The 26782-nt window shown below is 59.5% G+C and carries 23 protein-coding genes; 20 read left to right on the top strand and 3 right to left on the bottom strand.

The annotated features are described in order from the left end of the window. The first annotated feature begins 375 nt into the window (after nt 1-375). The gene (locus BN32_RS20595; RefSeq protein WP_019196117.1) at nt 376-2085 is read left to right on the top strand and encodes a thiamine pyrophosphate-requiring protein; all 1710 of its coding nucleotides are present in this window, start codon (nt 376-378) and stop codon (nt 2083-2085) included. A 38-nt stretch (nt 2086-2123) separates the two neighbouring features. On the opposite strand, the gene BN32_RS20590 is transcribed toward BN32_RS20595, so the two are convergent. Next, nucleotides 2124-2747, bottom strand: coding sequence for a MarR family winged helix-turn-helix transcriptional regulator (locus BN32_RS20590; protein ID WP_019196118.1), 624 nt, complete (start codon nt 2745-2747; stop codon nt 2124-2126). Between the two features lie 132 nt (nt 2748-2879). Here BN32_RS20590 and BN32_RS20585 point away from each other — a divergent pair, with 132 nt between their 5' ends. The 10 genes from BN32_RS20585 to BN32_RS20540 are packed head-to-tail and all read left to right on the top strand — an operon-like array spanning nt 2880 to nt 11974. Beyond that, nucleotides 2880-3398, top strand: a complete 519-nt coding sequence (locus BN32_RS20585; protein WP_019196119.1) for a flavin reductase family protein — start codon at nt 2880-2882, stop codon at nt 3396-3398. A gap of 17 nt (nt 3399-3415) precedes the next feature. Further along, entirely contained in the window at nt 3416-4891 is a 1476-nt protein-coding gene (locus BN32_RS20580) for a 4-hydroxyphenylacetate 3-hydroxylase family protein (protein WP_019196120.1), read from the top strand. 23 nt (nt 4892-4914) lie between these two features. Further along, entirely contained in the window at nt 4915-5295 is a 381-nt protein-coding gene (locus BN32_RS20575; RefSeq protein WP_019196121.1) for a hypothetical protein, read from the top strand. 58 nt (nt 5296-5353) lie between these two features. Then, nucleotides 5354-6649, top strand: coding sequence for an ABC transporter substrate-binding protein (locus BN32_RS20570; protein ID WP_152343898.1), 1296 nt, complete (start codon nt 5354-5356; stop codon nt 6647-6649). Nucleotides 6650-6692: 43 nt separating this feature from the next. After that, on the top strand, nt 6693-7592 hold the full coding sequence (locus BN32_RS20565) for a branched-chain amino acid ABC transporter permease (RefSeq protein ID WP_019196123.1): 900 nt from the start codon (nt 6693-6695) through the stop codon (nt 7590-7592). Then, entirely contained in the window at nt 7592-8515 is a 924-nt protein-coding gene (locus BN32_RS20560) for a branched-chain amino acid ABC transporter permease (RefSeq protein ID WP_019196124.1), read from the top strand. The genes BN32_RS20565 and BN32_RS20560 overlap by 1 nt, the downstream gene beginning before the upstream one ends. Before the next feature lie 48 nt (nt 8516-8563). Then, on the top strand, nt 8564-9259 hold the full coding sequence (locus tag BN32_RS20555) for an ABC transporter ATP-binding protein (protein WP_019196125.1): 696 nt from the start codon (nt 8564-8566) through the stop codon (nt 9257-9259). Further along, the gene (locus BN32_RS20550; protein ID WP_019196126.1) at nt 9259-9927 is read left to right on the top strand and encodes an ATP-binding cassette domain-containing protein; all 669 of its coding nucleotides are present in this window, start codon (nt 9259-9261) and stop codon (nt 9925-9927) included. Before BN32_RS20555 ends, BN32_RS20550 begins: the two co-directional genes overlap by 1 nt. 9 nt (nt 9928-9936) lie before the next feature. After that, nucleotides 9937-10620, top strand: coding sequence for a DUF2848 domain-containing protein (locus BN32_RS20545; protein ID WP_019196127.1), 684 nt, complete (start codon nt 9937-9939; stop codon nt 10618-10620). A gap of 28 nt (nt 10621-10648) precedes the next feature. Then, nucleotides 10649-11974 carry an amidase family protein gene (locus BN32_RS20540; protein WP_040427117.1) on the top strand — a complete coding sequence of 442 codons (1326 nt, stop codon included), beginning with the start codon at nt 10649-10651 and terminating at the stop codon, nt 11972-11974. Nucleotides 11975-12031: 57 nt separating this feature from the next. On the opposite strand, the gene BN32_RS20535 is transcribed toward BN32_RS20540, so the two are convergent. Next, nucleotides 12032-12553: a substrate-binding domain-containing protein gene (locus BN32_RS20535; RefSeq protein ID WP_019196129.1), complete on the bottom strand. Its 522-nt coding sequence runs from the start codon at nt 12551-12553 to the stop codon at nt 12032-12034. Between the two features lie 370 nt (nt 12554-12923). Further along, nucleotides 12924-15275 (bottom strand): Tex family protein, encoded by a 2352-nt coding sequence (locus BN32_RS20530; RefSeq protein ID WP_019196130.1) that lies wholly within the window; start codon nt 15273-15275, stop codon nt 12924-12926. Nucleotides 15276-16079: 804 nt separating this feature from the next. On the opposite strand from BN32_RS20530, the gene BN32_RS20520 reads away from it, so the two are divergent. From BN32_RS20520 to BN32_RS20480, 9 genes are all read left to right on the top strand, one after another. After that, nucleotides 16080-16778 (top strand): RNA polymerase sigma factor, encoded by a 699-nt coding sequence (locus BN32_RS20520; RefSeq protein ID WP_040427115.1) that lies wholly within the window; start codon nt 16080-16082, stop codon nt 16776-16778. Nucleotides 16779-16862: 84 nt separating this feature from the next. Then, the gene (gene folE / locus BN32_RS20515; protein WP_040427362.1) at nt 16863-17486 is read left to right on the top strand and encodes a GTP cyclohydrolase I FolE; all 624 of its coding nucleotides are present in this window, start codon (nt 16863-16865) and stop codon (nt 17484-17486) included. A 72-nt stretch (nt 17487-17558) separates the two neighbouring features. Next, entirely contained in the window at nt 17559-19094 is a 1536-nt protein-coding gene (locus tag BN32_RS20510; RefSeq protein WP_019196134.1) for an FAD-dependent oxidoreductase, read from the top strand. A 416-nt stretch (nt 19095-19510) separates the two neighbouring features. Beyond that, nucleotides 19511-19810 carry an HU family DNA-binding protein gene (locus BN32_RS20505; protein WP_040427113.1) on the top strand — a complete coding sequence of 100 codons (300 nt, stop codon included), beginning with the start codon at nt 19511-19513 and terminating at the stop codon, nt 19808-19810. A 309-nt stretch (nt 19811-20119) separates the two neighbouring features. Beyond that, on the top strand, nt 20120-21100 hold the full coding sequence (locus tag BN32_RS20500) for a LacI family DNA-binding transcriptional regulator (protein WP_244438252.1): 981 nt from the start codon (nt 20120-20122) through the stop codon (nt 21098-21100). Nucleotides 21101-21241: 141 nt separating this feature from the next. Further along, nucleotides 21242-22723, top strand: coding sequence for an FAD-binding oxidoreductase (locus BN32_RS20495; protein ID WP_019196137.1), 1482 nt, complete (start codon nt 21242-21244; stop codon nt 22721-22723). Between the two features lie 41 nt (nt 22724-22764). Next, the gene (xylB, locus tag BN32_RS20490) at nt 22765-24291 is read left to right on the top strand and encodes a xylulokinase (protein WP_019196138.1); all 1527 of its coding nucleotides are present in this window, start codon (nt 22765-22767) and stop codon (nt 24289-24291) included. Between the two features lie 3 nt (nt 24292-24294). Continuing rightward, nucleotides 24295-25347, top strand: coding sequence for an ABC transporter ATP-binding protein (locus tag BN32_RS20485; RefSeq protein ID WP_019196139.1), 1053 nt, complete (start codon nt 24295-24297; stop codon nt 25345-25347). Between the two features lie 59 nt (nt 25348-25406). Beyond that, the gene (locus BN32_RS20480; RefSeq protein ID WP_019196140.1) at nt 25407-26729 is read left to right on the top strand and encodes an ABC transporter substrate-binding protein; all 1323 of its coding nucleotides are present in this window, start codon (nt 25407-25409) and stop codon (nt 26727-26729) included. The last annotated feature ends 53 nt before the right edge of the window (nt 26730-26782 follow it).

The following is a 26782-nucleotide window of genomic DNA, read 5'->3' as shown; positions in this document are numbered from 1 at the left end:
ATGGCATGGCGGGAGCTCAGGCAGGACATTGTCGGTCCCGCGTTATTCTTCGCCGCACCGGCATCAGGATTCGTGACTGGCCAGACCTTGTCCGTTGACGGTGGCATTACCGCCGGCCGGTGAGAGCGCCGATAGGCGGTAGCGCGGGCTCCGTCCCTTCCGTTCTTGCGTTGCACAAAAGCGATGTATTCGAAATTGATCCGCTTTCGTACGGTGCTGTGATTTGAACAGGCAGCGTGGGTGATGGACTTGGTTTTCGTTGGTGTTGGCGAGCGGTATTTGGATCGGGCTCAGATCGATATGCATCAGGTATTGTAAGGAACTTGCGCAATGAAGACTGCAACGGCTCTCATTCAAGAACCTTGAGATTTTGGCATGAACGATGATCGCAACAAGATAACGGCCGGCGGCGCGATTCTTGCGCGTCTCAAGGCTGTCGGTGTCGACTATATTTTCGCGAATTCCGGAACCGACTTTCCGCCGATCATCGAAGGGCTTGCGGAGGCAGCGGCGAAAGACATTCCCCTGCCGAAGGCAATCGTGATTCCCCATGAGAGCGCCGCCATGGGAATGGCACATGGTTACTTTCTCGCGACGGGGCGCGCCCAAGCCGTCATGGCGCATACAAATGTCGGACTCGCCAATTGCGCGATGGGTGCAATCAACGCCGCGACCGAGCGCGTTCCGGTCATCCTGTTTTCCGGGCGCACACCGGTGACCGAGCAGGGACGGTTGGGTTCACGAACGGTTCCGATTGGATGGGGCCAGGAAATGCGCGACCAGACGGCATTGGTGCGCGAGGCTACCAAATGGGATTACGAACTGAGGTTTCCGGAGCAAGCTCTTGATGTCGTCGATCGGGCCTACGCGATCGCATGCTCGACACCCAAGGGCCCAGTTTATCTCAGTTTGCCGCGAGAGGTACTGTGTGAATTTTGCCCCGCAGAAAATATCGAAGCGCCAAGCCGGATTCGTCCGGCAATAGCCGCGCCTGCCGCGGAAGCGCTGACGGAGGCCGCGCGGATACTGGCCGCGGCGGAGCGTCCGGTCATTATTGCGCAAAGGGGGGCAGGTTCGCCGGAAGGCTTTGCGGCGCTTGCCGAACTGACGCTCGCCTGGGGTATCCCGGTCGTTCAGTATTGGGCAATCCAGCTTGCGATGGCGTCAAATCATCCGATGGCGGCGGGCAGCGATCCATCCCGCTGGCTGAAGAATGCGGATGCTGTAGTGATCATCGATTCATTGGCACCGTGGTCGCCCGCGCTTCACGGAATTCCCGAGAATTGCAGGGTGATCCAGATCGGCCAAGATCCACTTTACGCCCGGTTCCCCGTTCGCAATTTTTATGCGGATGTCTCGCTCGTCGGTGAAACCGATAATTGCATTATCAATCTCGCAGCATCGATGAAAGCGAAACTAGCTGAGACACAACAGAAGCGAGATGCGCGACGAGCGCGTGTGACCACAATTACGGAAGCGAACCGCGCAGAAATCGACAAGCGTGCGGCTGGCGGCGGTGGTGACTCGATGACAAAGGAATGGGTCAGCCACTGTCTTTCGAAAGCCATTAAAGGCAAGCGTGCCACCGTTCTATCCGAACTTGGCTGTCCCCTTGATCCATTGTCGTTGCAAGATCATGGTACCTGGTATCAGGAGCCACATTCGGGCGGTCTTGGATGGTCGTTTCCGTGCGGACTGGGAATGCAGCTTGCAGAGCCTGACCGGCTTATCGTCGCGACGATGGGTGACGGCTCTTACATGTTTAGCAATCCGGTGGCGTGTCATCAGATTGCGGAAGCGCTGGAATTGCCTCTCCTGCTTCTTGTGCTGAACAACTCTGAGTGGGGCGCGGTTCGCCGTTCAGTGCTCGACGTGTATCCGCAGGGTTACGCGTCCCGCTCTAACGATATGCCTCTCGTGTCGCTTCGGCCAACGCCGGACTTTACGAAAGTCGCGCAGGCCAGTCGCGCATTTGCAATCCGCGTTGAAAAGGGTAGCGAGTTGCCGGCCGCGTTGAATGCCGCGATTGAGCACATCAACCGCGAACGGACCCACGCGTTGATTGATATTCGGATCTCTTCCTAAATAGAACACGCGCTCAGGATTTTTCGATGGTCGCGGATCTAGCGTCCTGCACCCTTCCTTCTTCGCGGCAGGGCTTTGGCGGCAGGTGCGGATTCTCGCGGCGCATCAGGATGGATTGTTGCTGCGATATGCTCCGCCAGCTTGACTGCGTGATCGCCGCCGGCCGCGAGGCGGGAAAGAAGTTGCGATAGCACTCTGAACTCGTCACGTGTCAGTGTCCCAAAAAGTGCGTCGTTGATTGGACGCTGAAAGGCGGCGAGTCGTGTCAATCGGCTCACGCCTTCGCGCGTGACGGTCAGTTGTACACGGCGGCCGTCACTTGGATGGGTACTCTTCTCGATCAGTCCGCTGGACACGAGTTTGTTCACCTCGATGGTGACAAAAGCACCGCTCAGATACAGGCGAGTGGCAATCTGGTTGATCCCCATGGGCTCATCCAGCGTCGAGTGCGCAATCGCGATCAGGATCAAATACTGCGTCGGTGACAGGTCGGCGTAGCTCGCGAATTTTGCCCGAGCAGCCTCCAGGCTGCGGCCGAACGCGAAGTAGTCATACAGAAGACCTCGGAATGTCTGGTCGCCATCCCCTTCGAGGAGTTCAGGTTTCGACGCCGTCAACAGCACGTCAAGCACTGCAAGCCTCTCATTCTCTTTGATTTCCATGAGCTTACCACAGCAGGGGAAACAAGCCACATGTCGGCTGTCCCGGACCAATTGACAGAGAATAATAGCTTTGTCATAAAGCTAAATAACAAAGATAAAAAGGGTTGAGATTGCTATCGGGGTGAGTGCTTCATGGAAGATCGTGCTTTCAGGCGAACTCTGGGGGAGTTCGCAACCGGTGTGGCGGTTGTGACCGCGCGCGGGAAGGGCGACGAGCTCGTCGGCATGACCATGAGCTCGTTCAATTCGGTTTCTGTCGATCCTCCGCTCGTTCTTTTCAGCGTCGATCGCAAAGCTCTGAGTCTGCCTGCAATGCAGGAGGCCAAGGGTTTTGCCGTCAACGTATTGGCTCGCGAGCAGGAGAATATCTCAAACAAGTTCGCGCGCGCCCTGGCCAACAAGTGGGACCAGGTAAAGACCAGTGTCGGTCATGCCGAAGCGCCTTTGATCTCTGGTGCACTCGCTCACTTCGAATGTGAGCCCTACGCAAACTACGACGGCGGCGATCATGTCATTTTCGTCGTGCGCGTTATTCGCCATGCGGTCCACTCTGAGGCGCCTGCGCCGCTGATCTTCTTTCGCGGCCGTTACCGCGATCTCATCGACGAAACCGAGCGCGAGCCGACCTGGCCGCTGCCCATCCACTACTAAGTCTAACCGGAGGATTCATGATGCGCTCAGCAAAGGACTATCTGTCGAGCCTGAAAGACGGCCGCGCCATATACATCAATGGCGAGTCGGTAAGTGATGTGACGGCTCATCATGCCTTCCGCAATGTCGCAACGTCGATGGCGGGTCTGTTCGATTTTGCCAGTGCGCCTGTCAATCAGGAGTTGATGACGTTCGACAATAATGGTGAGCGTGCCAATCGCATTTGGCAGCTGCCAACGTCCTACGCGGAGCTGGTGGAGCGGCGCAAGGCGCTCGAGGCTTGGGCGTCGCTGCATGCCGGCTTCATGGGCCGCGCGCCTGATCACGTCGCATCCTGTATTTCCGGTCTCTATATGGGGATCGACGTCTTCAAGGCGTATGATCCTGCCCGCGCGGGGGCTCTTGATTCCTACTATCGCTATGCGCGCGATAGGGATCTCTATCTCACCTACGTCATTATCAATCCGCAGGCGGACCGCTCGAAGGGTGCCGCTGAGCAGGCCGATCCCTTCCTGACGGCAGGTGTTGTCGATCGCGACGCGGAGGGAATTACGATCCGCGGAGCCAAGATGCTCGCCACGGGCGGCGTCATCGCTGATGAGGTCTTCGTCACGACGATCCAGCCGATGCGCCCGGGTGAGGAGAGATATGCGATGTCCTTCGCCATCCCGATGAATACGAAGGGCCTCAAGATGCTTTCGCGCAAGTCCTATGAGGACGCCGCCGGCGCTATCTTCGACAATCCGCTGTCAAGCCGGTTCGACGAAAACGATTCAGTTCTCTATTTCGACGACGTGAAGGTGCCTTGGGATCGTGTCTTCATCGAAGGCAACGTCGAAATGTGCCAGAAGCAGTTCCACGCGACGCCTTGCCACGTCTATCAGAATTATCAGGCGATGGTTCGATTGAGCGTCAAGCTCAAGTTCCTGGCTGGTCTGGCCCATCGCACTGCCGAGATGAACGGCGTCACGCAATTCCCGCAGGTCCGCGAGATGTTGGGGCAGCTCGCTGCCGAAACCGGAATGGTCGATGCGCTCGTTGCTGCGATGGAAGCCAAGGGGTCCCACATCGGTCCCTATTTCATTCCGCATCGCCATACGCTCTATACGGCTCAAGTCCTGACGCAACAGCTCTACTCCCACATGCTCAATACGCTGCGCGAGCTGGCCGGTGGCGGAATGATCATGCTGCCGTCATCGGTCGCTGATTTTGCAAATCCGGAAATTGCAGGCCTCATCGAGAAGACGCAGCAGTCTCCGAAGGCGAACTCTCACGACAGGGTGAAATTCTACAAGCTTGCCTGGGATGCAGTCGGATCCGAATTCGGTTCGCGCCATCAGCAGTACGAGATGTTTTACGCGGGCGCGACCTTCGTCACCAAGGGTCACTCGTATCGCACCTATGACTGGGCGGGATCGGACGCACTCGTTCAGCGCATGCTCGATTCTTATGATCTGGCTGGCGGTTCAGTTTCCCCCAGCAAGGCTGCCTGATTATTGAACGAGGAGATAGAGACATGCCGGTCAACAAGAAGCACGATGAATTCTACACGCTCGATATGAACAGCGGCTGGGAAGTTCCGACGGGTTATCCGGCAGGCATCCAGCAGAAAATCCTCTCCGGCGGGCTGGATGAGGAGAACAGGCGAGGGACGCGCACACGGCTACTGCGCTTTGAGCCTGGCGTATACACAACGGCGCCGTTCTCCCACGAGTACTGGGAAGAAGTTTATCTCGTCTCCGGCGACTTGATCGTCGGCAACGATGAAAAGGGCGAGGGCGGCAAGAGCTTCCCGCCTAATACTTATGCATGCCGCCCGCCGCATGCACTGCATGGACCGTTCAAGTCAGTCAACGGCTGCCTGCTTATGGAGATCCACTACTTCGATCCCGTGTGATGCCTGCGCATCATTGTCGCATTGGATAGCAAACAAACTTGCATAAGAGAGGAACGTCATGAAGTTTAAAACCAGTATGTCTGTGATCGCGCTCGCCGTTGGACTCGCATCCGCCGGTCCTGTCGCCGCGCAGGAAAAGCCAAGCTCTCTCGGAGTTGGCATTTTCACATTCACGTCCGGACCAGCCGCAGCGTATGGCATGCCGGGCAAGAACGCCGCTGACCTGATGATCGAGCAGATCAATGCCAAGGGTGGCATCGGTGGTGTTCAAGTGAATCCGATCTATGTTGACGAGGCGCAGGGAACTCAGGGCATCATCGCGGAGTATCGGCGTCTGGCCGGCGATCCAAAGAACCAGGTGATGATGGCAGCCCTGTCCAGCGCAAACTGCCTGGCACTGGCACCGCTCGCGGAGCAGCTTGAGGTTCCGACTGTCGGCTGGAATTGCGATACGCATCAGCTGCTGATGGATGGCAAGAGCAAGTACGTGTTCCGCCCCAACGGCAACACCGTTCCGGAATTCATCGCCTATGCGATCTACCTTCTTGCGCAGAAGCCGGATGTGAAGACCGTCGCGATCATCAATCCCGACTATGCTTTCGGCCACGACGCCGCGAAAATCTTCAAGGCTGCGCTTCAGGCGCTGAAGCCGGACATTCAGATCGTGGCTGAGCTTTTCCCGAAGCTTGGTTCGCCGAACTATCAAACCGAGATTTCGCGCCTCGCTACGGCCCGCCCGGATGTGATCTTCTCCAACCTCTGGGGAGCAGATCTGGAGAACTTCGTGCGACAGGCCTCGCCGCGCGGTCTGTTCACATCGAGCCAGGTGGTTCTGGCTCTTGGCGAAACGGTTCTTCAGCGCGTTGCGTTGCCGGACGGCGTCATTGTTGGCGTTCTGGGCGACGGCTGGTGGATGTCGCCGGATGCCAAGGCGAATGCTGAAACGAAGAAGTTTGCCGAGGCTTACAAGGCGCGTTTCGGCGAGTATCCGGTTTTTCCGTCGATCAAGATGGCCAATACGCTGCTCTATGTGCAGGCTGCCTATAAGACAGCCATGCAGAAGAATGGCGGCAAGTGGCCGACCCGCCCGGAAATCGCGGAAGCGATGAAGGGAAGCTCTGTTGCGACGCTCACCGGAACGATGAAAACACGCTCCGACAATGATGGTGTCGTCGATCAGATCGTCGGCGTTACAGCGAAGTCGCCGGACTATCCGTTCCCTGTGATCGGCGGCATGGTTCGCTACAAGGGTGACGCCTTGATGCCGAAGGAAGGACAGGACCCCATCGCCTGGATCTCGACTCTGACGCCGGAGTTCGCGAAATCCTTACCCAAGCCCGGAAGCTACAAATAGGCCGGCCGCTCCTTCGCCAAGGCCAGTCTAAGCAGGTGTGCTAATGTCGAATACCGTCATCCCGTTGTTACTGGACAGTCTTGCCAGCGCCGCGTTGATCTTCTTCGCGGCAGTTGGCCTGACGCTGGTGTTCAGCGTGTTGCGCGTCCTGAATGTGGCGCATGGGAGCCTCTACTCGATTGGCGCCTATGTAGCGGCCTCGATCTGCCTGTTCATCGTGAGCAGGCAGCTCAGTCCGTATCTGTCATTCGTGGCGTTGCTGTTTAGCGCGGTTTTCGTTGCGGCACTGTTTGGGCCGCTTATCGAACGCACCTTGATCCGATGGACATATGGAAAGTCCGAGGCTGTTCAAATCCTGATCACCTTCGGACTCTTCCTGATCCTCGAGGATGTGCAGCGCATGGTTTTTGGAGTGCAGTCCTTGTACGAGGATGCTCCCATGCGCCTTCTCGGCACGTCGCTAATCGGCGGCGTCGTCTATCTGAACTACCAGATTGTTCTGATCGGAATGGCGATCCTCGTCATCATCGGTTTGCGGTTGTTGATCAGGCACACCCGGCTCGGGCGGTTGATCACGGCGGTGGTGGCTGATCGCGAAATGGCGCAGTCGATCGGCATCGATACCAACCGGATATTCATTCTTGCGTTTTCGCTCGGAGTGTTCCTGGCGGCGCTCGGAGGAGCGCTGGCGGTGCCGACATCCGGCGTCGCTCCGGGATTGGGTGCCGACACGATGGTTCTTGCATTTGCCGTTGCCGCCATCGGTGGCCTCGGTCAGATCGAAGGGGCTGCAATCGCATCGCTGATCGTGGGATTCGTTCGCGTGCTGGCGATCTATTACGTCCCGGCGCTGGATGCTGTGGCTCCCTATGCGGCGATGCTGATCGTTCTGTTGATACGTCCTTACGGACTGTTCGGCTCGGTCACGGCCCGGAGGATATGATGCGAATAAGTCTTGCTGTCGCGGCGGTTCTTGCCCTGGCTGTCGCGCCGATACTCGCTCCGTGGCTTGAGTTCGTCTTGACCCTGGCGATTGCGAAGGGATTTGCGGCGCTTGGTGTGGCGATCCTGCTTCGCGCCGGATTGATCTCGATCGGTCACGCCATGTTCTTTGCCGCAAGCGCCTATGGCGTCGCCTTCCTGGCGCGCGCTGGCATCAATGACTTTGCTGCTCTTGTCGCGCTGTCGGTGTTGGCAGCCGGGCTGGCCGGTGCCGTGGTCGGCGCATTTCTCGTTCGCTATCGCGCGATTTTCTTCGCGATGCTGAATCTTGCCGTTTCGATGGTCTTCTATGCCCTGTTCGCCAAACTCTATGGAGTCACCGGCGGGACCGACGGAATGGCAGTCCCCGTTCCAAGTGTTTTCGGGATTGTGCTCAGCGAACCGGCTTTCAAGAATACGCTGTTCTACGGCAGCCTGACGCTGATGGTTCTGGTCGGTCTTGGCGTTCATCGCTATCTTGATAGCCCGCTCGGTCACGCTTTGTCGGCTGTCCACACCAACGAAGTGCGGCTTGAATATCTCGGGATTCCAGTATGGGCAGTCCTCCTGATCGCCTATGTTGTTTCAGCCGCCCTGGCGGGCCTCGGCGGCGCGATCACCGGCTTTGCCATTGGGCGCGTTGTTCCTGATTTTGCGTTCTGGACAGCGTCCGGGCAACTCGTGCTGGTTGCTGTTCTCGGCGGGATCGGCGGCGTACCCGGCGCATTTATCGGCGCGTTGTTTTTGGAGCTTCTTCACAGCGCGGCCGTCACCGTGACGGATGCGTGGAATCTGATCGTCGGTGCAGCACTCATCATCGTGATTATGTTCCTGCCGAAAGGACTCTACGGTCTTCTCGCATGCCGCGCGGCGGTGGCGAAATGAAGCAAACCATTCTGCAGGGCAAGGGACCTCCATGTCAGTTTCGCCGGTGTGAAGGCCGCCGATGGTGTAAGTCTCGATATCCATCAGGGCGAGTTTCTCGCGGTAATTGGCCCGAATGGCTCCGGCAAGACCACGCTTCTCAATCTCTGCACGGGGTATGTCAGACCAAAATCTGGCAGCGTTCATCTCGAGGGTCGGGACATCACGCGTCTCACCCCGCGTGCGATTGCGCGCCTGGGTGTCGCGCGGGCCTTCCAGATTCCACAGCTGTTTTCCGATCAGCGCGTTATCGACAACATGATGTTGGCGCTTGCTGCGAAGGACGGTCTGTGGACGATGGTTCGTCCGCTCGAGACCGCGGCCCGGCGCGAGGAGGCAAGAGCGCTCCTGGACCTGGTCGGACTGGCCGATGACAAAAGCCGTATCAGCAGCACGTTGCCTGAAGGCCATCGAAAACTGCTCGACATCGCGATCGCGCTAGCGCTGAAACCACGCCTTGTGCTGCTTGATGAGCCGACCAGCGGTGTGAGCTCGTTGGAGCGATTTCCGCTCATGGAGGCTCTTATGGGGGCGCTTCGTCAGCGGCAGATGACGGCTCTTTTCGTCGAGCACGACATGGATGTGGTCGCCCGCTATGCCAACCGTGTTCTTGTCTGGAACGCCGGAAAGATCATGGCCGAAGGTCATCCTGATGTTGTCTTCAAGGACGAAAGAGTTCTGCAAAGTGTCGTGGGAGTGGCGTAATGCTGAGCCTCGATAGAGTTCAGGTTTCAATCGAGGGTATTCGCGTGCTGCGTAACGTCAGCTGCGATATCGTGGAGCGGAAGACAACGGTGCTGATCGGCCGCAACGGCGCCGGGAAGACGACCACTCTGCGCGCCATCATGGGGCTTCTCGACCTCGATAGCGGCGCCATCAAGCTGGATGTCGATGATCTTGGCCAGTTTCCGGCCCATTATCGTGCACGAGCCGGGATTGGCTATGCGCCGGAAGACCGGCGACTGGTCGCCGAATTGAGCGTCGAGGACAACATCACTCTCCCCGGGCTGGCATTGAAGCTGAGCAAGAGCGAGATCAAGCGCCGGTTAGACGAAGTCTACACGCTGCTGCCTCAGTTGCATGTGATGCGTGAAAGGCCGGGCGGTGGTGTTTCCGGCGGTCAAGGCAAGATGGTTGCGCTGGGCCGCGCACTCCTGGTCGCGCGCAAGCTGTTGCTCCTCGACGAACCGTTTCAGGGACTGGCGCCGGCGCTGGCGCTGGATTACGCGCGCACCCTCGGCGAATTGCGCAAGCATCGGCCTGAACTTGCGCTGCTCATCACCGAATCCAGTCCCGCGCTGCTCGACAAGATCGCCGACCGAACGCTGCAGATTGAGCGCGGCGAGATAGTTACAAAATCGGCACAAGCCTGAGGAAGACAGATGTTCCTGGAATTCAATCGCATAGCGGACGACAGAAGCGATCGCATCGGAGTAGAGATTAACTCCCTGATCATAGCCGGATGGGCTGGCCGAGACGCCGCCGCGATCGAGCATCACATTGAAGAACTCGCTGCAATTGGCGTTCCGCGTCCCTCGACGACGCCGCTCTATTACCGCGTAGCCGCTCAGACGCTCTCGCAATCGAACGAACTGGTTGTCCTCGGTCCGGACAGCTCGGGCGAGGTGGAGCCGGTGGTTGTGGCTCTCGCCGACGGCCTTTGGATTGGCATCGGCTCTGATCATACCGACCGCAAGGCGGAAGCGTCAGGCATTGCCCTGTCGAAGCAGCTTTGCGGCAAGCCTGTCGGAACGCAACTCTGGTCCTATGCCGATGTCGAAGGGCACTGGGATCAATTGATCCTTCGCTCGTGGGCGATCATCGATGGTGAACGGGTGCTCTATCAGGAGAGTCCGGTTTCAACACTGAGGACACCACGCGATCTTATCCGCAAATACACTGGCACGGACACGCTTCCAGCCGGCACGTTGATGTTTTGCGGTACCCCAGGGGCCATCGGCGGCATCCGGCCGGCGACGCGCTTCGAGATGGAGTTGAGGGATCCGGTTCTCAATCGCTCGCTGACGCATAGTTACGATATCCCGGTTCTGCCGGTCGTGTCCTGATCGTCACATCTGATGCAGGACGGTAGCAATGACAGCCAGGCCTGACGCGCGACAACTCTCTGCTGTGGAACGGCTGGAGGCGGCGCTGGGCCGCATCCAGTCCACGGATGGAGAGGGCAGCAGGGCTTTCACCGCGGTGTTCGCCGATGGCGCCCGGCGCGAAGCCGAGGCTTTTGACCAGCGTACTGCGGCCGGGCTAACACGCGGACCGCTGGATGGCCGTATTGTCTCGGTGAAAGCGTTGTTCGATGTTTCCGGCACGGTGACGAGCGCAGGGTCTGCTGTGTTGCGCGGATTGCCAGCGGCCACCAGCGACGCCGTTGTTCTGAAACATTTGCGTGCGGCAGGCGCTGTCATCATTGGCAAGACTCAAATGACCGAGTTTGCGTTTTCAGCGCTCGGCACCAATCCGCATGACGGCGTGCCAGGAAATCCCCGGGATCGCAAACGTGCTCCGGGCGGTTCGTCTTCCGGAGCCGTTGTATCGGTTATTGATGGCATGGCAGAAATCGCAATCGGTAGCGATACCGGTGGCTCGATCCGGATTCCGGCAGCGCTTTCGGGCGCGGTCGGATTCAAGCCGACGGGTGGACGCATATCGACGGAGGGCGCGTTCTCGCTGTCTTCGAGCCTCGATACGATTGGGCCGATAGCTTTGAGTGTGGCGGATTGTGCCGCCGCCGAGCAGGTTCTGGCGGGACAGGCATCACCGGCGCCTCTGCTGGAGGCTTCCTCCGACAGCTTCCGCCTAATCGTCGCCCGCGGCCGGCTCTTTGACCGATGCGAAGCGGAAGTGCTCGAGGCGTTTGAGGATGCAGTGCAACGGATTCGAGCATCCGGTGTGCAGATCGAAGATGGATCGATAGATCCGGCTCTCGACGATATCGCGAAGATCGACAAGATCGGAACGTTTCCGTCAATCGAAGTCGGCGCGACGTTACGAGGGCTTGGAATCTCCAGTCTGGATGGAATCGACCCAAAAACGCGTGTTCGTATCGAGGCAGGGGCTGGCGTGGCCGCAACCGACTACGTCCGCATGACGAGGCTTAGAAAGCGCGCAATCGAGGCGTTTGAAAATTCGTTCTCGGACAACGATGTTTTCGTTGTTCCAACCACGCCGATCCGCGCACCGCTTCTGACATCAATTGAAGACGATGCGGGGTTTCATGAAGCCAACGGGCTCGTGCTTCGAAATCCGCGCGTTGCTAACATGCTTGATTGTCCATCCGTCTCGCTGCCGCTGCCAGTTGACGGGCTTCCCATCGGTCTCATGCTCATCGGCCGCAGGAATTCGGACCGGCGTCTTCTGGAAATCGCGTCCCGGATCGAAGCAATCCTAAGTGGTGCGGCATAGATGTGGAAGTCCACGTGACAGGCTGGTGAGATACCCGCCCGTCACGTGAATTCGTTTTCAGGGTTTAAAGACGAAGCCCGGACCGATCGCGACGTCCGCCGGAATTGGCGGCAGGTCGGCGAACAGTTCAGGTTTGTCCTTCATCACTTTCAGGATGTGCTTCGGTTCGATGTGCTTGTTGACGTCAAACGTCGACTTCAGGATGCCAAGCCGTGCAAGACGATCCTCCGCGCTCCACAATGCGCGAAAATTGTTCGCAGACAGCCGCCGGTCGGCCTGCTGGATATTGAACTGCATCGCAGCTTCGGCGATTTCCGGCTTCAGACCGGGAATCCAGCGGGTTGCGATTCCCGCGGCCTGCTTCGGATTTTTGCGCATCCACTGGTCGGCTTCCGAGACGGCGGCGAGGAATTTCTCGATGGTCTCGCCATTCTTCTCGACCCATGGACGCAAAGCGACATTAAAGCCGAGATAGGAGATCACATCACCGCCGCGGATCACCTCGACGGAGCCGGGAACATCCTTGCCAGCGACAACGCGGCCTTTTGTGGAGTGCAGGGCTTCGGATGCGAGGCTCATGCGGAGCGCACCATGTGCAACACCTGTGCGGACAGCTTTTTGAGAACGACGACGCGGTTGGCGAGGAACACCGCCTCAGGCACGTCGCGATGTTTAACATCGGATGATTTGCGTCATGCCGCGGTGCGAAATCCGTGATGCTGCGCAGCGATCAGGGAGCGCCCGGTATGTCGGTAGGAGGAGTGAGTGCAGTCTATGGGGATACGTGCGTCAGCATCTCGTGCGATGCGCAATATCGGGACGACAGTCGATCCCCGACGGGCGTCAGCCTGCCGGATCATTCAGATCGTCAATCAACTGGCAATAGAGCGTTTGGCTCGCGCGGGCATGCCCCCCCCACGCGCAGCCAAGAATGCTGCTGCAATTCGTCCTAGCCGGACTTCGGTTTGCCGTTTTTGCTCTCGGCTGCCCGACGAAGCGCGTCGGCCAGCGCACCGCCGCCTGACGTGCTGGGTTGCGACGTTCTGCGTGGCGGTGGCGAGCTGGAAGTCGGGCGGACATTGCCGCGCGGTTCGCTCTTGATGGCGCGATCTGGCTTTGCGCCGAGTTCGTCGTCGAGCCGCAACGTCAGCGCGATACGTTTGCGCGGCACGTCAACTTCAAGGACCTTGACGCGAACGATATCGCCGGATTTCACCACCTCGCGTGGGTCCTTGATGAAGGTTCTGGACATCGCCGAAATGTGGACCAGGCCGTCCTGATGCACGCCGATATCGACAAAGGCGCCGAATGCCGCGACGTTGGTCACTGCGCCTTCCAGGACCATGCCTGGTTTCAGATCGCTGACTTTCTCGACGCCATCCTTGAACACCGCGGCCTTGAAGGCCGGACGGGGATCGCGGCCGGGCTTTTCCAACTCGCGCAGAATGTCGGTTACTGTCGGCAGACCAAACGTGTCATCGACAAAGGTCTGTGGCTTGATCTGCCGCAGAATCTCGGCATTTCCGATCAGTGCCTTGATGTCGCTTTTGGTCGCGGCAAGAATTCGCCGCACCACCGGATATGATTCCGGATGAACGCCGGATGCGTCGAGGGGATCCTCGCCAGCATTGATGCGCAGAAAGCCCGCACATTGTTCGAATGCTTTTGGGCCGAGCCGCGGCACGTCCTTGAGCGCCTTGCGTGATGTGAACGGGCCGTTTGCATCGCGATGCTGCACGATGCTTTGGGCGAGTCCAGCACCGATACCCGACACCCGCGCCAGCAGGGGGGCTGAAGCCGTGTTGGCATCGACGCCGACAGCGTTCACGCAATCCTCGACTACTGCATCAAGCGAACGGGACAGTTTGGTTTCGCCGAGATCGTGCTGATACTGGCCGACACCAATCGACTTTGGATCGATCTTGACCAGTTCGGCCAGCGGATCCTGCAGCCGCCGCGCGATCGAAACTGCGCCGCGCAGCGTGACATCGAGTCCCGGGAGTTCCTCGGACGCGAAAGCGGATGCCGAGTAAACCGAGGCGCCGGCTTCGGACACCACGATCTTCGACATTTTCAGCTCGGGAAGAAGCTTTACCAGCTCGGTTGCCAGTTTATCGGTCTCTCGGGAAGCCGTGCCGTTGCCGATAGCGATCAGTTCGACGCGATGCTCGCGTGCGAGCTTGCCGAGAATCGCAAGCGCTTCATCCCAGCGGCGCTGCGGTTCGTGGGGAAAAATCGCGGTCGTCGCGACGACCTTGCCGGTGGCGTCAACCACCGCAACCTTGACACCGGTTCGATATCCCGGATCGAGACCCATGGTGGCGCGCGCACCGGCAGGCGCGGCCAGCAGCAAATCACGCAAGTTCGAAGCGAACACACGCACCGCTTCTTCCTCCGCCGCTGTCCACAGCCGTAGCCGCAGATCGATATTGAGATGAACCTGAATTTTGGTGCGCCAGGCCCAACGTACCGTCTCAGCCAGCCATCGGTCTCCAGGACGGCCCTGATCCGCAATGGCGAAGCGCTGCTTGATACGCAATTCGTAGGAACTGACCGCAGTTGGCGTTGCAGGAGCCGCCTCGGGGAGCATCTGAAGATCGAGGATTTCTTCCTTCTCGCCGCGAAACATCGCGAGGATTCGGTGCGACGGGAGCTTGTTCAAAGGCTCGCTAAAGTCGAAATAGTCGCTGAATTTGGCGCCGGCTTCCTTTTTGCCGTCCCGCAGTTTGGATGCCAGAAGTCCATTCGACCACATTTGTTCACGCAGTCCGCCGATCAGATCGGCATCTTCAGCAAAGCGCTCAACCAAAATCGAACGCGCGCCGTCGAGCGCTGCTGCCGCGTCTGCGACCTGTTTGTCTGCGTTGACGAAAGGCAACGCGGTGGCTTGCGGATCGTTCTCGGGTTGCGTGAGCAGCAATTCTGCCAGTGGCTCCAGTCCGGCTTCCTTGGCGATTTCCGCTTTGGTGCGACGCTTGGGCTTGAATGGCAGGTAAATGTCTTCGAGGCGTCCCTTGCTGTCCGCTGCGAGAATGGCTGCTTCCAGCGCAGCGTCGAGTTTGCCCTGCTCGCGAATCGAATTGAGGACGGTGACCCGGCGCTCTTCGAGCTCGCGCAGGTAATTCAAGCGTTCTTCCAGCGTGCGGAGCTGCGCGTCGTCGAGTGCGCCAGTGGCTTCCTTGCGGTATCGCGCGATAAACGGAACGGTGGCGCCGCCATCAAGCAGGGTGACTGCGGCCTCGACCTGTTGTTCACGGACACCAAGTTCGTCGGCGATCTGTTGAGAGACTGTTTTGGCCACGCAGTATCTTTCTTGGCAAGAAGATCGCGATCCTGAATCGCGACCGCAGGGAGACGGCTTATGGACTACAGACCGATGATTCATCAATCCCGTCGTGGGGAAAATCGATCTGTGGATGAACTGTGGTCGATTTCTGAAGCGACGAATTCTGACGGTTTGAAGGCTTGCAAAAAATCACAAGATCGTGGTGGTTTCCGGTCCGCGGGGATGACCGGAGTAAACTTTCTTTCCGCATGCTCAGCCGCCATTGGCCTCGCGGTGCAATCAATGCATCCGAGCTTTGCAAACTCCACTTCCCGCGTCAGCGGGGCGATGGAGCGGCGGGAGGCGCCAAGGTGCTTGCGAGGCACCTTTGGCGAACTCTTGCGATCGAGTCCGCCGCATAGCCTTGCGAGGGCTATGCGCGCCTGATGCGACAGGCGCTGCGCCTCCCGGCGCTCCACCGTCGTACTCAGGTTTTCTGCTCTGCGCCGTGGCGGTCATGACGCGTCAGGGCAAAGCAGGTATATAGGAATATAATCATATTCATCAAGAAGTCAAGTGTATTGGGATTTTGCACCATGCAGTCCCGGCGGATGGTCTCGCTGGAGCGCCAGTTTTGCAGACCTGATTTTGGCAACGTCGAATACGGCAGGCATATGCCGGTATTCACAGCGCTGGAGGTCGACCGCCTTCTGATCTATCGTCAACCGGACGGCGAGGCCGCTGGCCAGTCTCACCTTATGCGCGGCAGGCCGATTGACTCGATAAATCTCTGGAACCTTTTCCTCGCCCGCCCATCCAAAGGGCAACAGGAGACAGGTCATGACACCAGCCCAGGGACAACACCAGCCCCATCCCATTGCGTCACCAGACGATTTCGATCTGGTGCAACGCGCCATTGCGCGTGATGGCGATGCCTTTCGCTCGATCATGCAGCGCTACAATCAGCGTCTTTACCGTCTCGCACGCAGCATTCTTCGGAACGATGCCGAGGCGGAGGACGCGGTGCAGGAGGCCTATGTTCGCGCCTTCACGCATCTGGATAGTTTCCGCGGCGACTCCAGCCTTGCGACATGGCTCTCGCGCATCACCATCAATGAAGCCCTTGGGCGGCTACGAACGCAGCGTCCGACCGTGGACTTTGTAACATTCGAAGCGCAGCGCACTCCCGCTGAGATCATTCAATTTCCCCTCACGTCGAAGTCCGACGACCCGGAACGAACCATGGCGCAGCGCCAGCTTTTGCAACTCGTCGAGCAGACAACCGACAATCTTCCCGAAGTCTATCGGGTCGTTTTCATCACCCGGGTGATCGAAGGCTTGAGCGTCGAAGACACTGCGGAAATTCTTGGATTGCGGCCGGAAACGGTCAAGACGCGGCTGCACCGTGCGCGGAAGCTGGTGCGGGAGCAACTGGACAAGCAGATCGGCCCTGTCCTGATGGATGCATTCCCGTTCGCCGGTCGGCGCTGCGAGCGAATGACCGCGGGCGTGATGAAGCGGCTCGGGCTTCCTGGCTGAACTCGGGAGCCTTTGGTCTTCGGGCCATCCAATGATTGTCATTAATTCAATGCGCGGCGCGTGGGCTCCGGCAAGGGAGGAAGTATGTTGAAGGGTCAGAATGTGCATGCGCTGGAGCGAGTCAAGGTTTCGCAGGACGACGCGGACCGCCCGGACCGGGCCGAAGTCGAAGCGGCGGTTCGTACGATCATCCGCTGGGCCGGCGACAATCCGCAGCGCGATGGATTGATCGAGACCCCGAGCCGGGTAACCCGCGCGTTTGAAGAATTCTTCTCCGGCTATGCGCAGGACCCCGTCGGGATTCTTCAGAAAACGTTCGACGAGACCGAGGGCTATGACGAGATGATTGTGCTGCGTGGCATCCCGTTTGAGAGCCACTGCGAGCATCATATGGCGCCGATCATCGGACGGGCATGGGTAGCGTACATTCCCAACGGCCGCGTCGTCGGCATAAGCAAGCTTGCCCGGGTGGTTGACGTGTTCGCGAAGCGCCTGCAGATCCAGGAAAAGATGACGGCGCAGATCGCCAACACCATCGACGAGGTGCTGAAGCCGCAGGGCGTCGGCGTGATCATCAAGGCAACGCATCACTGCATGGCGACCCGCGGTGTCCACAAAGCAGACACCGATCTGGTCACCAGCCGTATGCTGGGCTGCTTCCGCGACAATGCACTGACACGACAGGAATTCCTCGGCGTGGCGGTGTAACGAGACTGGTATCCGCTTCGCCGCCGCTCCCCACGGGCCACATATACTCAAGGGAAATGAAAGGGAGAGATCATGACGCAGGAGCCAACCTCACCCGCCGGTCCTGATCTGACGCGAGGCGTCTCACCCGCAGCATTGATCGAGGACAAGCTGCTCGGCCATGTCGGCGATCAGGAAATCCTGCTGGTGCGCGCCGGGGCCGAAATCTTTGCCGTCGATGCACATTGCACCCATTATCATGGTCCGCTCGCCGATGGGCTTGTGGTTGACGGCAGCATCCGTTGCCCATGGCATCATGCCTGCTTCGATCTTCGAACGGGAGAAGCCACGCGCGCGCCCGCGTTCAGTCCGCTGTCGTGCTGGCGCGTCGAGCAGCGCGACGGCAAGATTTTCGTACAGGAAAAGCTGGAGCCGAAAACTCAATCAAAGCCGTCGGCGAAACCGCCAGCCGACACTCCCAAAAGGATTGTCATCGTTGGCAGCGGCGCAGCGGGCTTTGCTGCTGCCGAAATGCTGCGGCGGCAGGATTTCGGCGGACAGATCGTCATGTTTGGCGAGGAAACAGATGGGCCGGTGGATCGGCCCAATCTGTCGAAGGATTATCTCGCGGGCAGCGCGCCGGAGGACTGGATTCCGCTGAAGCCGGACAATTTCTATGCGGAGGCTGACATCGATTTGCGGCTCAATACCGGCGTAGCCAAAATTGATCCTGATGCGCGTCGCGTTGTGACGGCCAGCGGAGAGACTGTCGCCTATGATCGTCTGCTGCTGGCCACCGGCGCGGAGCCGCTGCGCTTGCCGGTTCCCGGTGCCGGGCTGCCGCATGTCCACACGCTTCGCTCGCTGGCCGACAGCCGCGCCATTATCAATGCAGCGCAGAGTGCGCGGCGCGCGCTCGTGATTGGCGCGAGTTTCATCGGGCTTGAAGTGGCAGCGGCGCTGCGCGCGCGCGATATCGAGGTTGATGTGGTGGCGCCGGAAAAGCGGCCCATGGAGCGCGTGCTTGGTCCGCAGATGGGTGATTTCGTGCGTGCGCTGCATGAGGAGCACGGCGTGATCTTCCATCTCGAGGACACGGTGGTCAGCATTGATGACCGGAACGCGACCCTCAAAAGCGGAGGTGTTCTGGAGGCCGACGTTGTTGTCGTCGGCATCGGCGTTCGTCCGCGGCTCGCATTGGCCGAAGGCGCTGGTTTGGCGCTGGATCGCGGCGTGATGGTGAATGCGCACCTCGAGACCAGCGCTTCGGGGATTTATGCCGCAGGTGATATCGCGCGCTGGCCTGATCCGTATTCCGGCGAGAACATCCGTGTTGAACACTGGGTGGTCGCCCAGCGCCAGGGACAAACCGCGGCGCGCAATATCCTTGGACAACGCGAGGCGTTCGACGCGGTGCCGTTCTTCTGGAGCCAGCATTATGATGTGCCGATCAACTATGTCGGCCATGCGGAGCAATGGGACGAGATCGTCGTCGATGGAGACATCAACGCCAGGGATTCTCTGCTTCGATACAAGCACAAGGGCAGGGTGCTGGCCGTCGCATCCATCTATCGCGACGTTGCAAACCTGCAAGCGGAACTCGCAATGGAGCGGGGCGCCGCTGTCTGACGGCCGCGACATGCTCTCGTGATCCGACAGCGGCGATCAAACCTTCGCCAACGCGATAAAGCTTTTTCAGTAGTCAACGATTCCGCGGATCAGGTGGGGCGGCATCAAATGCGGCCTCGCTGTCGGTTGCGCCTGACAAAATCCCTGAATTCTGGCGGGTGCCGCCCGCGCTCGCGACGGGTCCGGACAGCAGGGGGCCACTCCGCCGGGAGCGTGGGCTTGATTCCATTGCCCCCGGCGGCCGGGCCCAAAGGCTGCAGTACAAGCCAAAAACCGCCCTCAGAACGCTCGGCGGCACACGATTTCTATGGAAATCCCCGGCAAAAAGCCCACAAAGCTGTGCAAACGGCTGACCGAAAGCCCTTTTTGGTGGAATTATCAATAGTGTGTTCTGACTCGAATCAAAGGGAGTAGTTATGGCAGTCCAAATGACGAAATCGCAGCTGATTGAGAAGATCGCTGCAGAGACCGAAATTTCCAAGAAGGAAGTTAAGGGCGTTCTCGAGACGCTTGCGACGGTCGGATACAAAGAGCTCAAGAAGTCTGGCGTCTTCCTGGTTCCCGGTTTTGCGAAGTTCGTTGTTATCAAGAAGCCTGCAACCAAGGCCCGCAAGGGAACCAATCCCTTCACCGGCGAGGCCATGACCTTCAAGGCAAAGCCTGCACGAAAGATCGTCAGGGCTCGCCCGGTCAAAGCTGCCAAGGACGCAGTGTAACCTTACAAAGCCCCTTCGGGGGCTTCTTTGTTTGCAGCACGAGATGACGGGATCCGCACGCGACGACGCGGCGGATCTCAGCCGCCACCACCGATCGCTTCATCGAGAGCGCGTCTGAAGGATCGCGTCGGGAGGAGCGTAACCCCTCCGTTGTTTCATCGATCAGCGCACGCTCTCTTGTCGCTAGGCGGGCTATCGTCTCGGCGTGACGGGCGGTTTGCACTGACCGCTTGCGTCATGGCGGTCTGTTTTCTAGGTTGTGGCCTCATTGCAACCGTCGGTGCATCCATGAGACCGCGATTGGCTGATGTGGCCCGCATGGCAGGCGTGGATATCTCCACGGCGTCCCGCGTGCTTCGTGGCGAGACAAATCAGCGTATTCGCGATGAAACCCGCGAGCGCATTCTAAAGAGCGCGCGCACTCTGGACTATTCGCCGAATACGCTCGCGCAGGGATTGCGAACGTCGCGCAGCCAGACCCTCGGCCTGATCGTTCCGCAGCTCGACAACCCGGTATTTGCGTCTGCTATTCGCGGCGCAGAGAAATCATCTGCCCGACACGGTTATTCGCTGCTGATTGCGCATCGCGAGTCGGGAGCGACCGATGCGGTCTATCATCGGTTGTCACACGGCAACCGCGCCGATGGATTGCTGGTTGCCAGCCTCGACGACGATCGACTGCTGCGTGAAGAACTGGAATCCACTCACGCTCCATTCGTGTTGCTTAACCGGCAGCTGCCAGGCACTCCCTATTGTGTCGTGCTGGACAGCCGCGCCGCTGCGGCGATTGCCGTCGATCATCTGGCGCAGCTGGGACACAGGCGAATTGCGCATCTGGCAGGCCGGCCCGGTGGGTTCAATGCCGGCGAGCGTCTGGCGGGATATCGCGACGGCCTCAAGCGTCACCGCATTCCCTTTGATCCCAAGCTGGTCGCCGTCGCAGGGTACACTGCGGAGGGTGGTGCGGACGCGATGCGTAGTCTGCTCGCTCAGAAGCCGACAGCAGTTCTGGGCGCGACGCTGGTGACGGCGGCGGGTGCAATGGCCGTCTTGCATGAGGCCGGTTTGCAAATTCCGCGCGACGTTTCGGTGGTGGGACTGCATGACGCGCCGGTCGCGACAATGCTCTATCCCCAGCTGACGTCGGTGAAGATGCCGACCGAACTCATGGGCGAAATTGCTTCTGATCTCCTGATCGATCTCCTGAACGGCGGTGCGCCGCAACCTGTCGCGCCATTGGCGCCAGACGGTCTTGTCGTTCGCGCCTCCACAGGCCCAGCTCCGCGATAAATTTTAACTTGACCCACGCGGAAGTTTGTACGACGTTTGAACAAACGATTGCGCAAACCATTTGTTCAATCACGGAAATTGACGCGATCAGGGAGGACGTTGAGTGAGCGTGGCGAATTTGGCCTCTGGGCAGGGGCTGTCATGACCGCAACCACCATCGCTGCAATTCGCGATAACGATCGCGTCGATGCGGATCTTGCGTCTGCTTTTGGCGCCATCGTTGGTCAAGCCAATGTTCTGACGTCCTTCGATCAGAGACTCGGCTATTCGAGGGATCGTCTGCCGTTTGCCGTTTTCCGCGAGCGGGCAGGAGAAATTGCAGGCACCGTTCCTCGCCTGGTCGTGCGTCCAGCGAACCAGGATGAGATCGTTCGCATCGTTCAGCTTGCAAAGGCGCGCAACGTTCCGGTTATTCCATACGGGAACGGTTCCGGTGTGCTCGGCGGAGCGATTCCGCTCGGCGGCGAGATCATGGTGGACACGCGCCGGCTCGACAAGATTGTCTCCATCAATCCGACCGACGCGGTTGTCACGGTGCAGGCCGGCATGAATGGCGCTGATTTCGAGCAGCAGCTTAACGAAGCCGGATACACCAGCGGACATCTGCCGCAGTCCATCGAAATATCGACCGTCGGCGGTTGGCTTGCCTGCCGTGGCGGCGGACAGTTGAGCAGCCGTTATGGAAAGATCGAGGACATCGTCGTCGGCCTCAAGGCCGTGCTGCCGGACGGCACGCCCCTCGACGTGCGGCCTGTTGCGCGACGCTCGGTCGGTCCGTCCATCCGTGACCTGATGATCGGGAGTGAAGGCACTCTCGGAATCATCACTGAAGCGACGCTGCGTATCTTCAAGAAACCCGCCGTGGAGCGCGGTGTCGTGCTTGCATTCCCGTCATTGCAGGCAGCTCTGGATAGCGCGCGTCTGATCATGCAGGCCGAACTGCGCCCGACGATCGTGCGGCTCTATGATCGCGTGGAGAGCGACGAGCGCACTAAGGATATCGCACTGTTCAAGACCAAGCCGTTTCTTGCGGTGCTCCAGTTTTGCGGCAGCGAGCCCATGGTCACGGCCGAGCAGGGCATGGCGCTTGAAATCGCCGCCGCTCAGGGCGGTGAGGTCGGCCCTGACGGTCCTTATGAGCACTGGAAGCAGAACCGCTACGTAGCCTATTCGCAGAAATGGCATGACGCGGGCTACTTCAACGACACCATTGAGGTGACCGGTAACTGGTCGGCGATTCCTGCGATGTATGACGCCATCGGCAACGCCGTGCGCGCGATTTATCCGGGGATACATTTCGGCGCGCACTGGTCGCATGTTTATCCCGAAGGCGCCTGCCAGTACATGACGGTGCGGTTGCCTCCGATGCCGGATGATCAGGCGCTGCCTATTCACCAGAAGCTTTGGGATGCCGTGCAGCAGCTAACACTCGATCATGGCGGTTCGATTGCGCATCACCACGGCGCCGGCCTGTTCCGCAATCCGTGGATGAAGCGCGAACTTGGCGCTGGCCTCGTGGTCCTGCAATCGATCAAAGATGCGCTCGATCCGGGCAATCTGTTCAATCCCGGCAAGATCGGGCTGCGCGCCGGTGCGAATGCGAAAGACATTCGTCGTGATTGACATGGCGTACATCCGTGCTGCTGCAGGGGAGGACGCCCACTATGGCAGCGTCTGATCCTCTTCTGGTGGGAATTGATCTTGGCGCGGGTTCGCTCAAGATCAGCATTATCAAGGCCGATGGCTCGCTGGTCAGCGAGGCGTCGGCATCTGTTGCGACATCATCGCCGCATCCCGGCTGGAGCGAGCAAAACCCGGACGATTGGTGGCTTGCAGCCTGCGATGCATTGCGCCGCGGCCTCAAGGCATCCGGCCGGCCAGCTTCAGATATCGCAGCGATTTCGTTTTCCGCCGGCGCCCACACGCAGGTGCTGGAGGATGCCGACGGCCATGTGATACGTCCGGCCATTCTCTGGAACGATCAGCGCAGCCGGGAGGAGACACAGCAACTTCGCGACAGGGCTGACGCGCGCATTCTCGAAATCGGGGCGAACCGCGCCAATCCGACCTGGACGCTGCCGCAGATGCTGTGGCTGCGTAACCAAGAACCGGAAGCGTTTGCACGCGTGAAGCGGCTTTACGTCGCCAAGGACTGGCTGCGCGCGCAATTCACCGGCACCTGGGAAATCGACACCATCGATGCGCTCGGCACCCTGATGCTGGATGCGCAGACCGGCGAGTGGTCCAAGGAACTATGCGACATGATCGGCTGGCCGATGGCCACGCTACCGCCGATCGTGAAGCCGAGCACCGTCGTCGGCAAGGTGACTGCGCGAGCCGCGCAAGCCACGGGTCTGGCGGAAGGCACTCCGGTGGTTTGCGGCACGTCGGACACCGCCGCCGAGACCTTCGGTGCCGGCATGGTACGTGAAGGCATCGGCGTTGTGAAACTCGCGACAGCGGCAACAGTGAATGTGCTGTCGCCCAGGGCGAGGCCCGACTTTTCGCTGATCAACTATTACCATGTCGTGCCGGATCACTGGTACGTTATCGCTGCCACCAATTCCTGCGCATCGGCGCACAAATGGCTGCGCGATACGTTCTTCCGCCGCGAAGGTGAAGACGGCAGCGCGGTCTTCGACGCCATGGATGCGCGTGCTGCAATGGTGCGTCCCGGTTCGGAAGGATTGTTCTTCCATCCCTATCTCAACGGCGAACGAAGCCCCTATTGGGACCCGCTGCTGCGCGCGGATTTTGTTGGAGCGGGCTTCAATCACGGCGGCGGTCACTTCGTCCGTGCGCTCTATGAGGGCGTCGCTTACTCGCTGCGGGATTGTCTTGAGGTTATGAAGTCCAAGGAACTTGGCTTCGCGACCGCGCGCCTGACAGGTGGAGGCGCGCGCAGCGCGCTTTGGCGTCAGATCGTTGCTGACGTGCTGAACATCACCGTCGAACTTCCTGCCGTCGCGGACGCATCATACGGAGCCGCATTGCTCGCGGGCGTCGGCATTGGCGTCTTCAAGGACGAACGTGCGGCAGCGGAAGTGGTCCAGATCGTGTCGCGGGCGACGCCGGATCCGGTGCGCGCTGCTGTCTACGATCAGGGTTTCCCGATTTACCGCGATATTCAGAAGGCGCTCGCGCCGATCAATCATCGCATCCACGATTTCGTGGCCGGCCAGAATAAGTGATCTATGTCAGAGATTAGACTCGAAAAAGTTCGCAAGGCGTATGGTCCGGTGGTCGCCGTTCATGGCGTCGATCTGACGATTCGTGACGGCGAATTTGTAGTGTTCCTGGGCCCTTCGGGTTGCGGAAAGTCCACGACGCTGCGGATGCTGGCGGGTCTTGAGGAAATTACCTCCGGCAAGATCTTCATCGGCGACCGCGATGTTACCGCGCTGGAGCCGAAGGATCGCAACATCGCGATGGTGTTCCAGAATTACGCGCTCTATCCGCACAAGACGATTTACGAAAATCTCGCGTTCGGTTTGCGGATGCGGAAGATGGACCCGGCGCAAATTGACATGCGCGTCCAGCGCGCCGCAAAGATGCTCGGCCTCGATGAATATCTGAAGCGCAAGCCGAAGCAGCTTTCAGGTGGCCAGATGCAGCGCGTCGCACTCGGCCGTGCTCTCGTGCGCGAACCGGAAGTGTTCCTGCTCGATGAGCCGCTCTCCAACCTGGACGCCAAGCTGCGCGTGCGCATGCGCGAGGAAATCGCCCGCCTGCATCAGGAAGTCGGCACCAGCATGGTGTACGTGACCCATGATCAGGTCGAGGCGATGACGCTCGCCAATCGCATCGTGATCATGCGCGACGGGCATGTGCAGCAAGTGGGTGCGCCGCTCGAAGTCTACGACCGTCCGGTCAATCTGTTCGTGGCCGGGTTCATCGGATCGCCTGAAATGAATCTGGTCGAGGGGCGCGCCTCGAATGGCACATTTGAAAGCGGTGCAATGCGGGTCGCACTCCCCGCGGAGTATCAGGCCGTCAATGAAGACATCGTTCTAGGAATCCGGCCGGAGCATATCGGCCTCGGCGAAGGGCCGGATTCTCTGACCTTTGAGGTCGGCGTCATCGAGCAACTCGGCGCGCAGACCCTTAGCATCGGTGAGGTGAGCGGTGTGCGTCTGCGTATTCTCACCGACCGCGTCGATAACTGGAAGTTCGGCCAGCGAATTCCCGTCCGGCTTCAGGCCGGGCGGCTCCATCTGTTCTCGAAAGCAACGGGACAGCGACTCTAAGTTACCAAGAAACCAGAACGAACATTCACACCAGTGAATTTGCCATGGGAGACAACGTAATGTCTAAGAACGGGAAATCGAATATCGACCGCCGCACGCTCATCAAGGGCGCCGGAGCGGTTGGCGCAGGGATTGCGGCGGGTACGCTTGGCGCGCCTGCTGTGTGGGGGCAGGGCAAGAAGACCATCCGTTTCCTCAACACTGAAACGTCCATCGACAGCATCCGCGCGCTGAAGGTCGCGTGTGCCGAGTATGAGCGGATGACGGGCACCCAGGTCATCGTCGACTCCGTGCCGCTCGACGATGCTTTTACAAAGGTGACCACCTCACTGCGCGGCGGTCAGCCTTACGACATCGCGACATTTGCCTTCGTGGGTCACGTTCTGCTGCTTCAGGCAGAAGGGCATTTGATGCCGCTGACCGAACTGACCAGCAAGCATAAATGGGGACCGAAGATTCTCTTCCCCATCAAGGGCGAAACCTACTGGTATCCCTACGACTACAACCTGGCGTGGATCTACTACCGCAAGGATCTCTACGAAAAGAAGGGCCTGAGCGTTCCCAAGACCTGGGCCGACATGCTCAAGAACTCGCAGGCGCTCAACGAGGATGGCCGCTCCGGCGCGCTGTTCCCGATCGGCAGCAACGGCGCGACCAACTGGCTCTCGCCGGGCTTCATGTGGGCCGAGGGGGTCAAGCTGTTCGACGACAAATGGAATGTCGCCATCGACAACGCGGCGAACGCTCCGAAGGTCGCGGCCTATCTCGATTTCTTCGCGGATCTCTACAAGACGATGCCGTCAGGCACCAGCCAGGCCAGCTTCGGCGAAGTTCTGTCGAACTTCTCCTCCGACAAGGTCGGGCACACCGCTTATGCCGGGCGCATCATCGAGGCGCTTGAGCGCACCTCACCGGCGCTCGCGACCAAGTACGGAATCATGCCGTACATGGACAGCCAGGGTAAGGCGAAGGCGGTCAACCACGGCTATGACGGCTGGGTGGTGTTGAAGACACCGAACTCCAGCGAGTCGATGAAGTTCATGAAGTGGTTCACCGAGAACCAGTACATCAACTTCCTGCACACGGCGCCGTTGCACTTCCAGCCGCCGCGCCTCGACGTCTACGAGGACGCGCGCTGGCGCGCTCACCCGCTGATCGAGAAGCACAAGGACGCGGTGGAGACCATGAAGGGCTTCATCGTCGACAAGTCGATGACCCTTACCTCGGTCGATACCGAGGGACCGGCGCCCGATCTGCGTCCTGGCAAGGTCTTCGAGGGCTTTGTCATCCCCGAGATGCTGCAGAACCGCATTCTGAAGAACATGCCGGCGGCTGATTGCGTCAAGGCGGCAGGCGACAAGATGCGCAAGCTCACGGCATAAGAAACGCGTGTGCCAACTGCCCGGCCGGATGCTCCCGGCCGGGCTTTTCCCGG

It is taken from the genome of Afipia birgiae 34632 (assembly GCF_000308295.2).
Lineage (GTDB): Bacteria > Pseudomonadota > Alphaproteobacteria > Rhizobiales > Xanthobacteraceae > Afipia > Afipia birgiae.
This window is presented reverse-complemented; position numbering and strand designations above follow the sequence as displayed.

What these genes read in the sequence shown, in the direction of transcription:
- BN32_RS20545 (WP_019196127.1), top strand. Translation starts at nt 9,937, where the DNA reads ATGTTCCTGGAATTCAATCGCATAGCGGACGACAGAAGCGATCGCATC.
- BN32_RS20595 (WP_019196117.1), top strand. Translation starts at nt 376, where the DNA reads ATGAACGATGATCGCAACAAGATAACGGCCGGCGGCGCGATTCTTGCG.
- BN32_RS20580 (WP_019196120.1), top strand. Translation starts at nt 3,416, where the DNA reads ATGATGCGCTCAGCAAAGGACTATCTGTCGAGCCTGAAAGACGGCCGC.
- folE (WP_040427362.1), top strand. Translation starts at nt 16,863, where the DNA reads ATGTTGAAGGGTCAGAATGTGCATGCGCTGGAGCGAGTCAAGGTTTCG.
- BN32_RS20575 (WP_019196121.1), top strand. Translation starts at nt 4,915, where the DNA reads ATGCCGGTCAACAAGAAGCACGATGAATTCTACACGCTCGATATGAAC.
- BN32_RS20510 (WP_019196134.1), top strand. Translation starts at nt 17,559, where the DNA reads ATGACGCAGGAGCCAACCTCACCCGCCGGTCCTGATCTGACGCGAGGC.
- BN32_RS20570 (WP_152343898.1), top strand. Translation starts at nt 5,354, where the DNA reads ATGAAGTTTAAAACCAGTATGTCTGTGATCGCGCTCGCCGTTGGACTC.
- BN32_RS20590 (WP_019196118.1), bottom strand. Translation starts at nt 2,747, where the DNA reads ATGGAAATCAAAGAGAATGAGAGGCTTGCAGTGCTTGACGTGCTGTTG.
- BN32_RS20540 (WP_040427117.1), top strand. Translation starts at nt 10,649, where the DNA reads ATGACAGCCAGGCCTGACGCGCGACAACTCTCTGCTGTGGAACGGCTG.
- BN32_RS20560 (WP_019196124.1), top strand. Translation starts at nt 7,592, where the DNA reads ATGCGAATAAGTCTTGCTGTCGCGGCGGTTCTTGCCCTGGCTGTCGCG.
- BN32_RS20495 (WP_019196137.1), top strand. Translation starts at nt 21,242, where the DNA reads ATGACCGCAACCACCATCGCTGCAATTCGCGATAACGATCGCGTCGAT.
- BN32_RS20480 (WP_019196140.1), top strand. Translation starts at nt 25,407, where the DNA reads ATGTCTAAGAACGGGAAATCGAATATCGACCGCCGCACGCTCATCAAG.
- BN32_RS20535 (WP_019196129.1), bottom strand. Translation starts at nt 12,553, where the DNA reads ATGAGCCTCGCATCCGAAGCCCTGCACTCCACAAAAGGCCGCGTTGTC.
- BN32_RS20520 (WP_040427115.1), top strand. Translation starts at nt 16,080, where the DNA reads ATGACACCAGCCCAGGGACAACACCAGCCCCATCCCATTGCGTCACCA.
- xylB (WP_019196138.1), top strand. Translation starts at nt 22,765, where the DNA reads ATGGCAGCGTCTGATCCTCTTCTGGTGGGAATTGATCTTGGCGCGGGT.
- BN32_RS20585 (WP_019196119.1), top strand. Translation starts at nt 2,880, where the DNA reads ATGGAAGATCGTGCTTTCAGGCGAACTCTGGGGGAGTTCGCAACCGGT.
- BN32_RS20505 (WP_040427113.1), top strand. Translation starts at nt 19,511, where the DNA reads ATGGCAGTCCAAATGACGAAATCGCAGCTGATTGAGAAGATCGCTGCA.
- BN32_RS20485 (WP_019196139.1), top strand. Translation starts at nt 24,295, where the DNA reads ATGTCAGAGATTAGACTCGAAAAAGTTCGCAAGGCGTATGGTCCGGTG.
- BN32_RS20550 (WP_019196126.1), top strand. Translation starts at nt 9,259, where the DNA reads ATGCTGAGCCTCGATAGAGTTCAGGTTTCAATCGAGGGTATTCGCGTG.
- BN32_RS20565 (WP_019196123.1), top strand. Translation starts at nt 6,693, where the DNA reads ATGTCGAATACCGTCATCCCGTTGTTACTGGACAGTCTTGCCAGCGCC.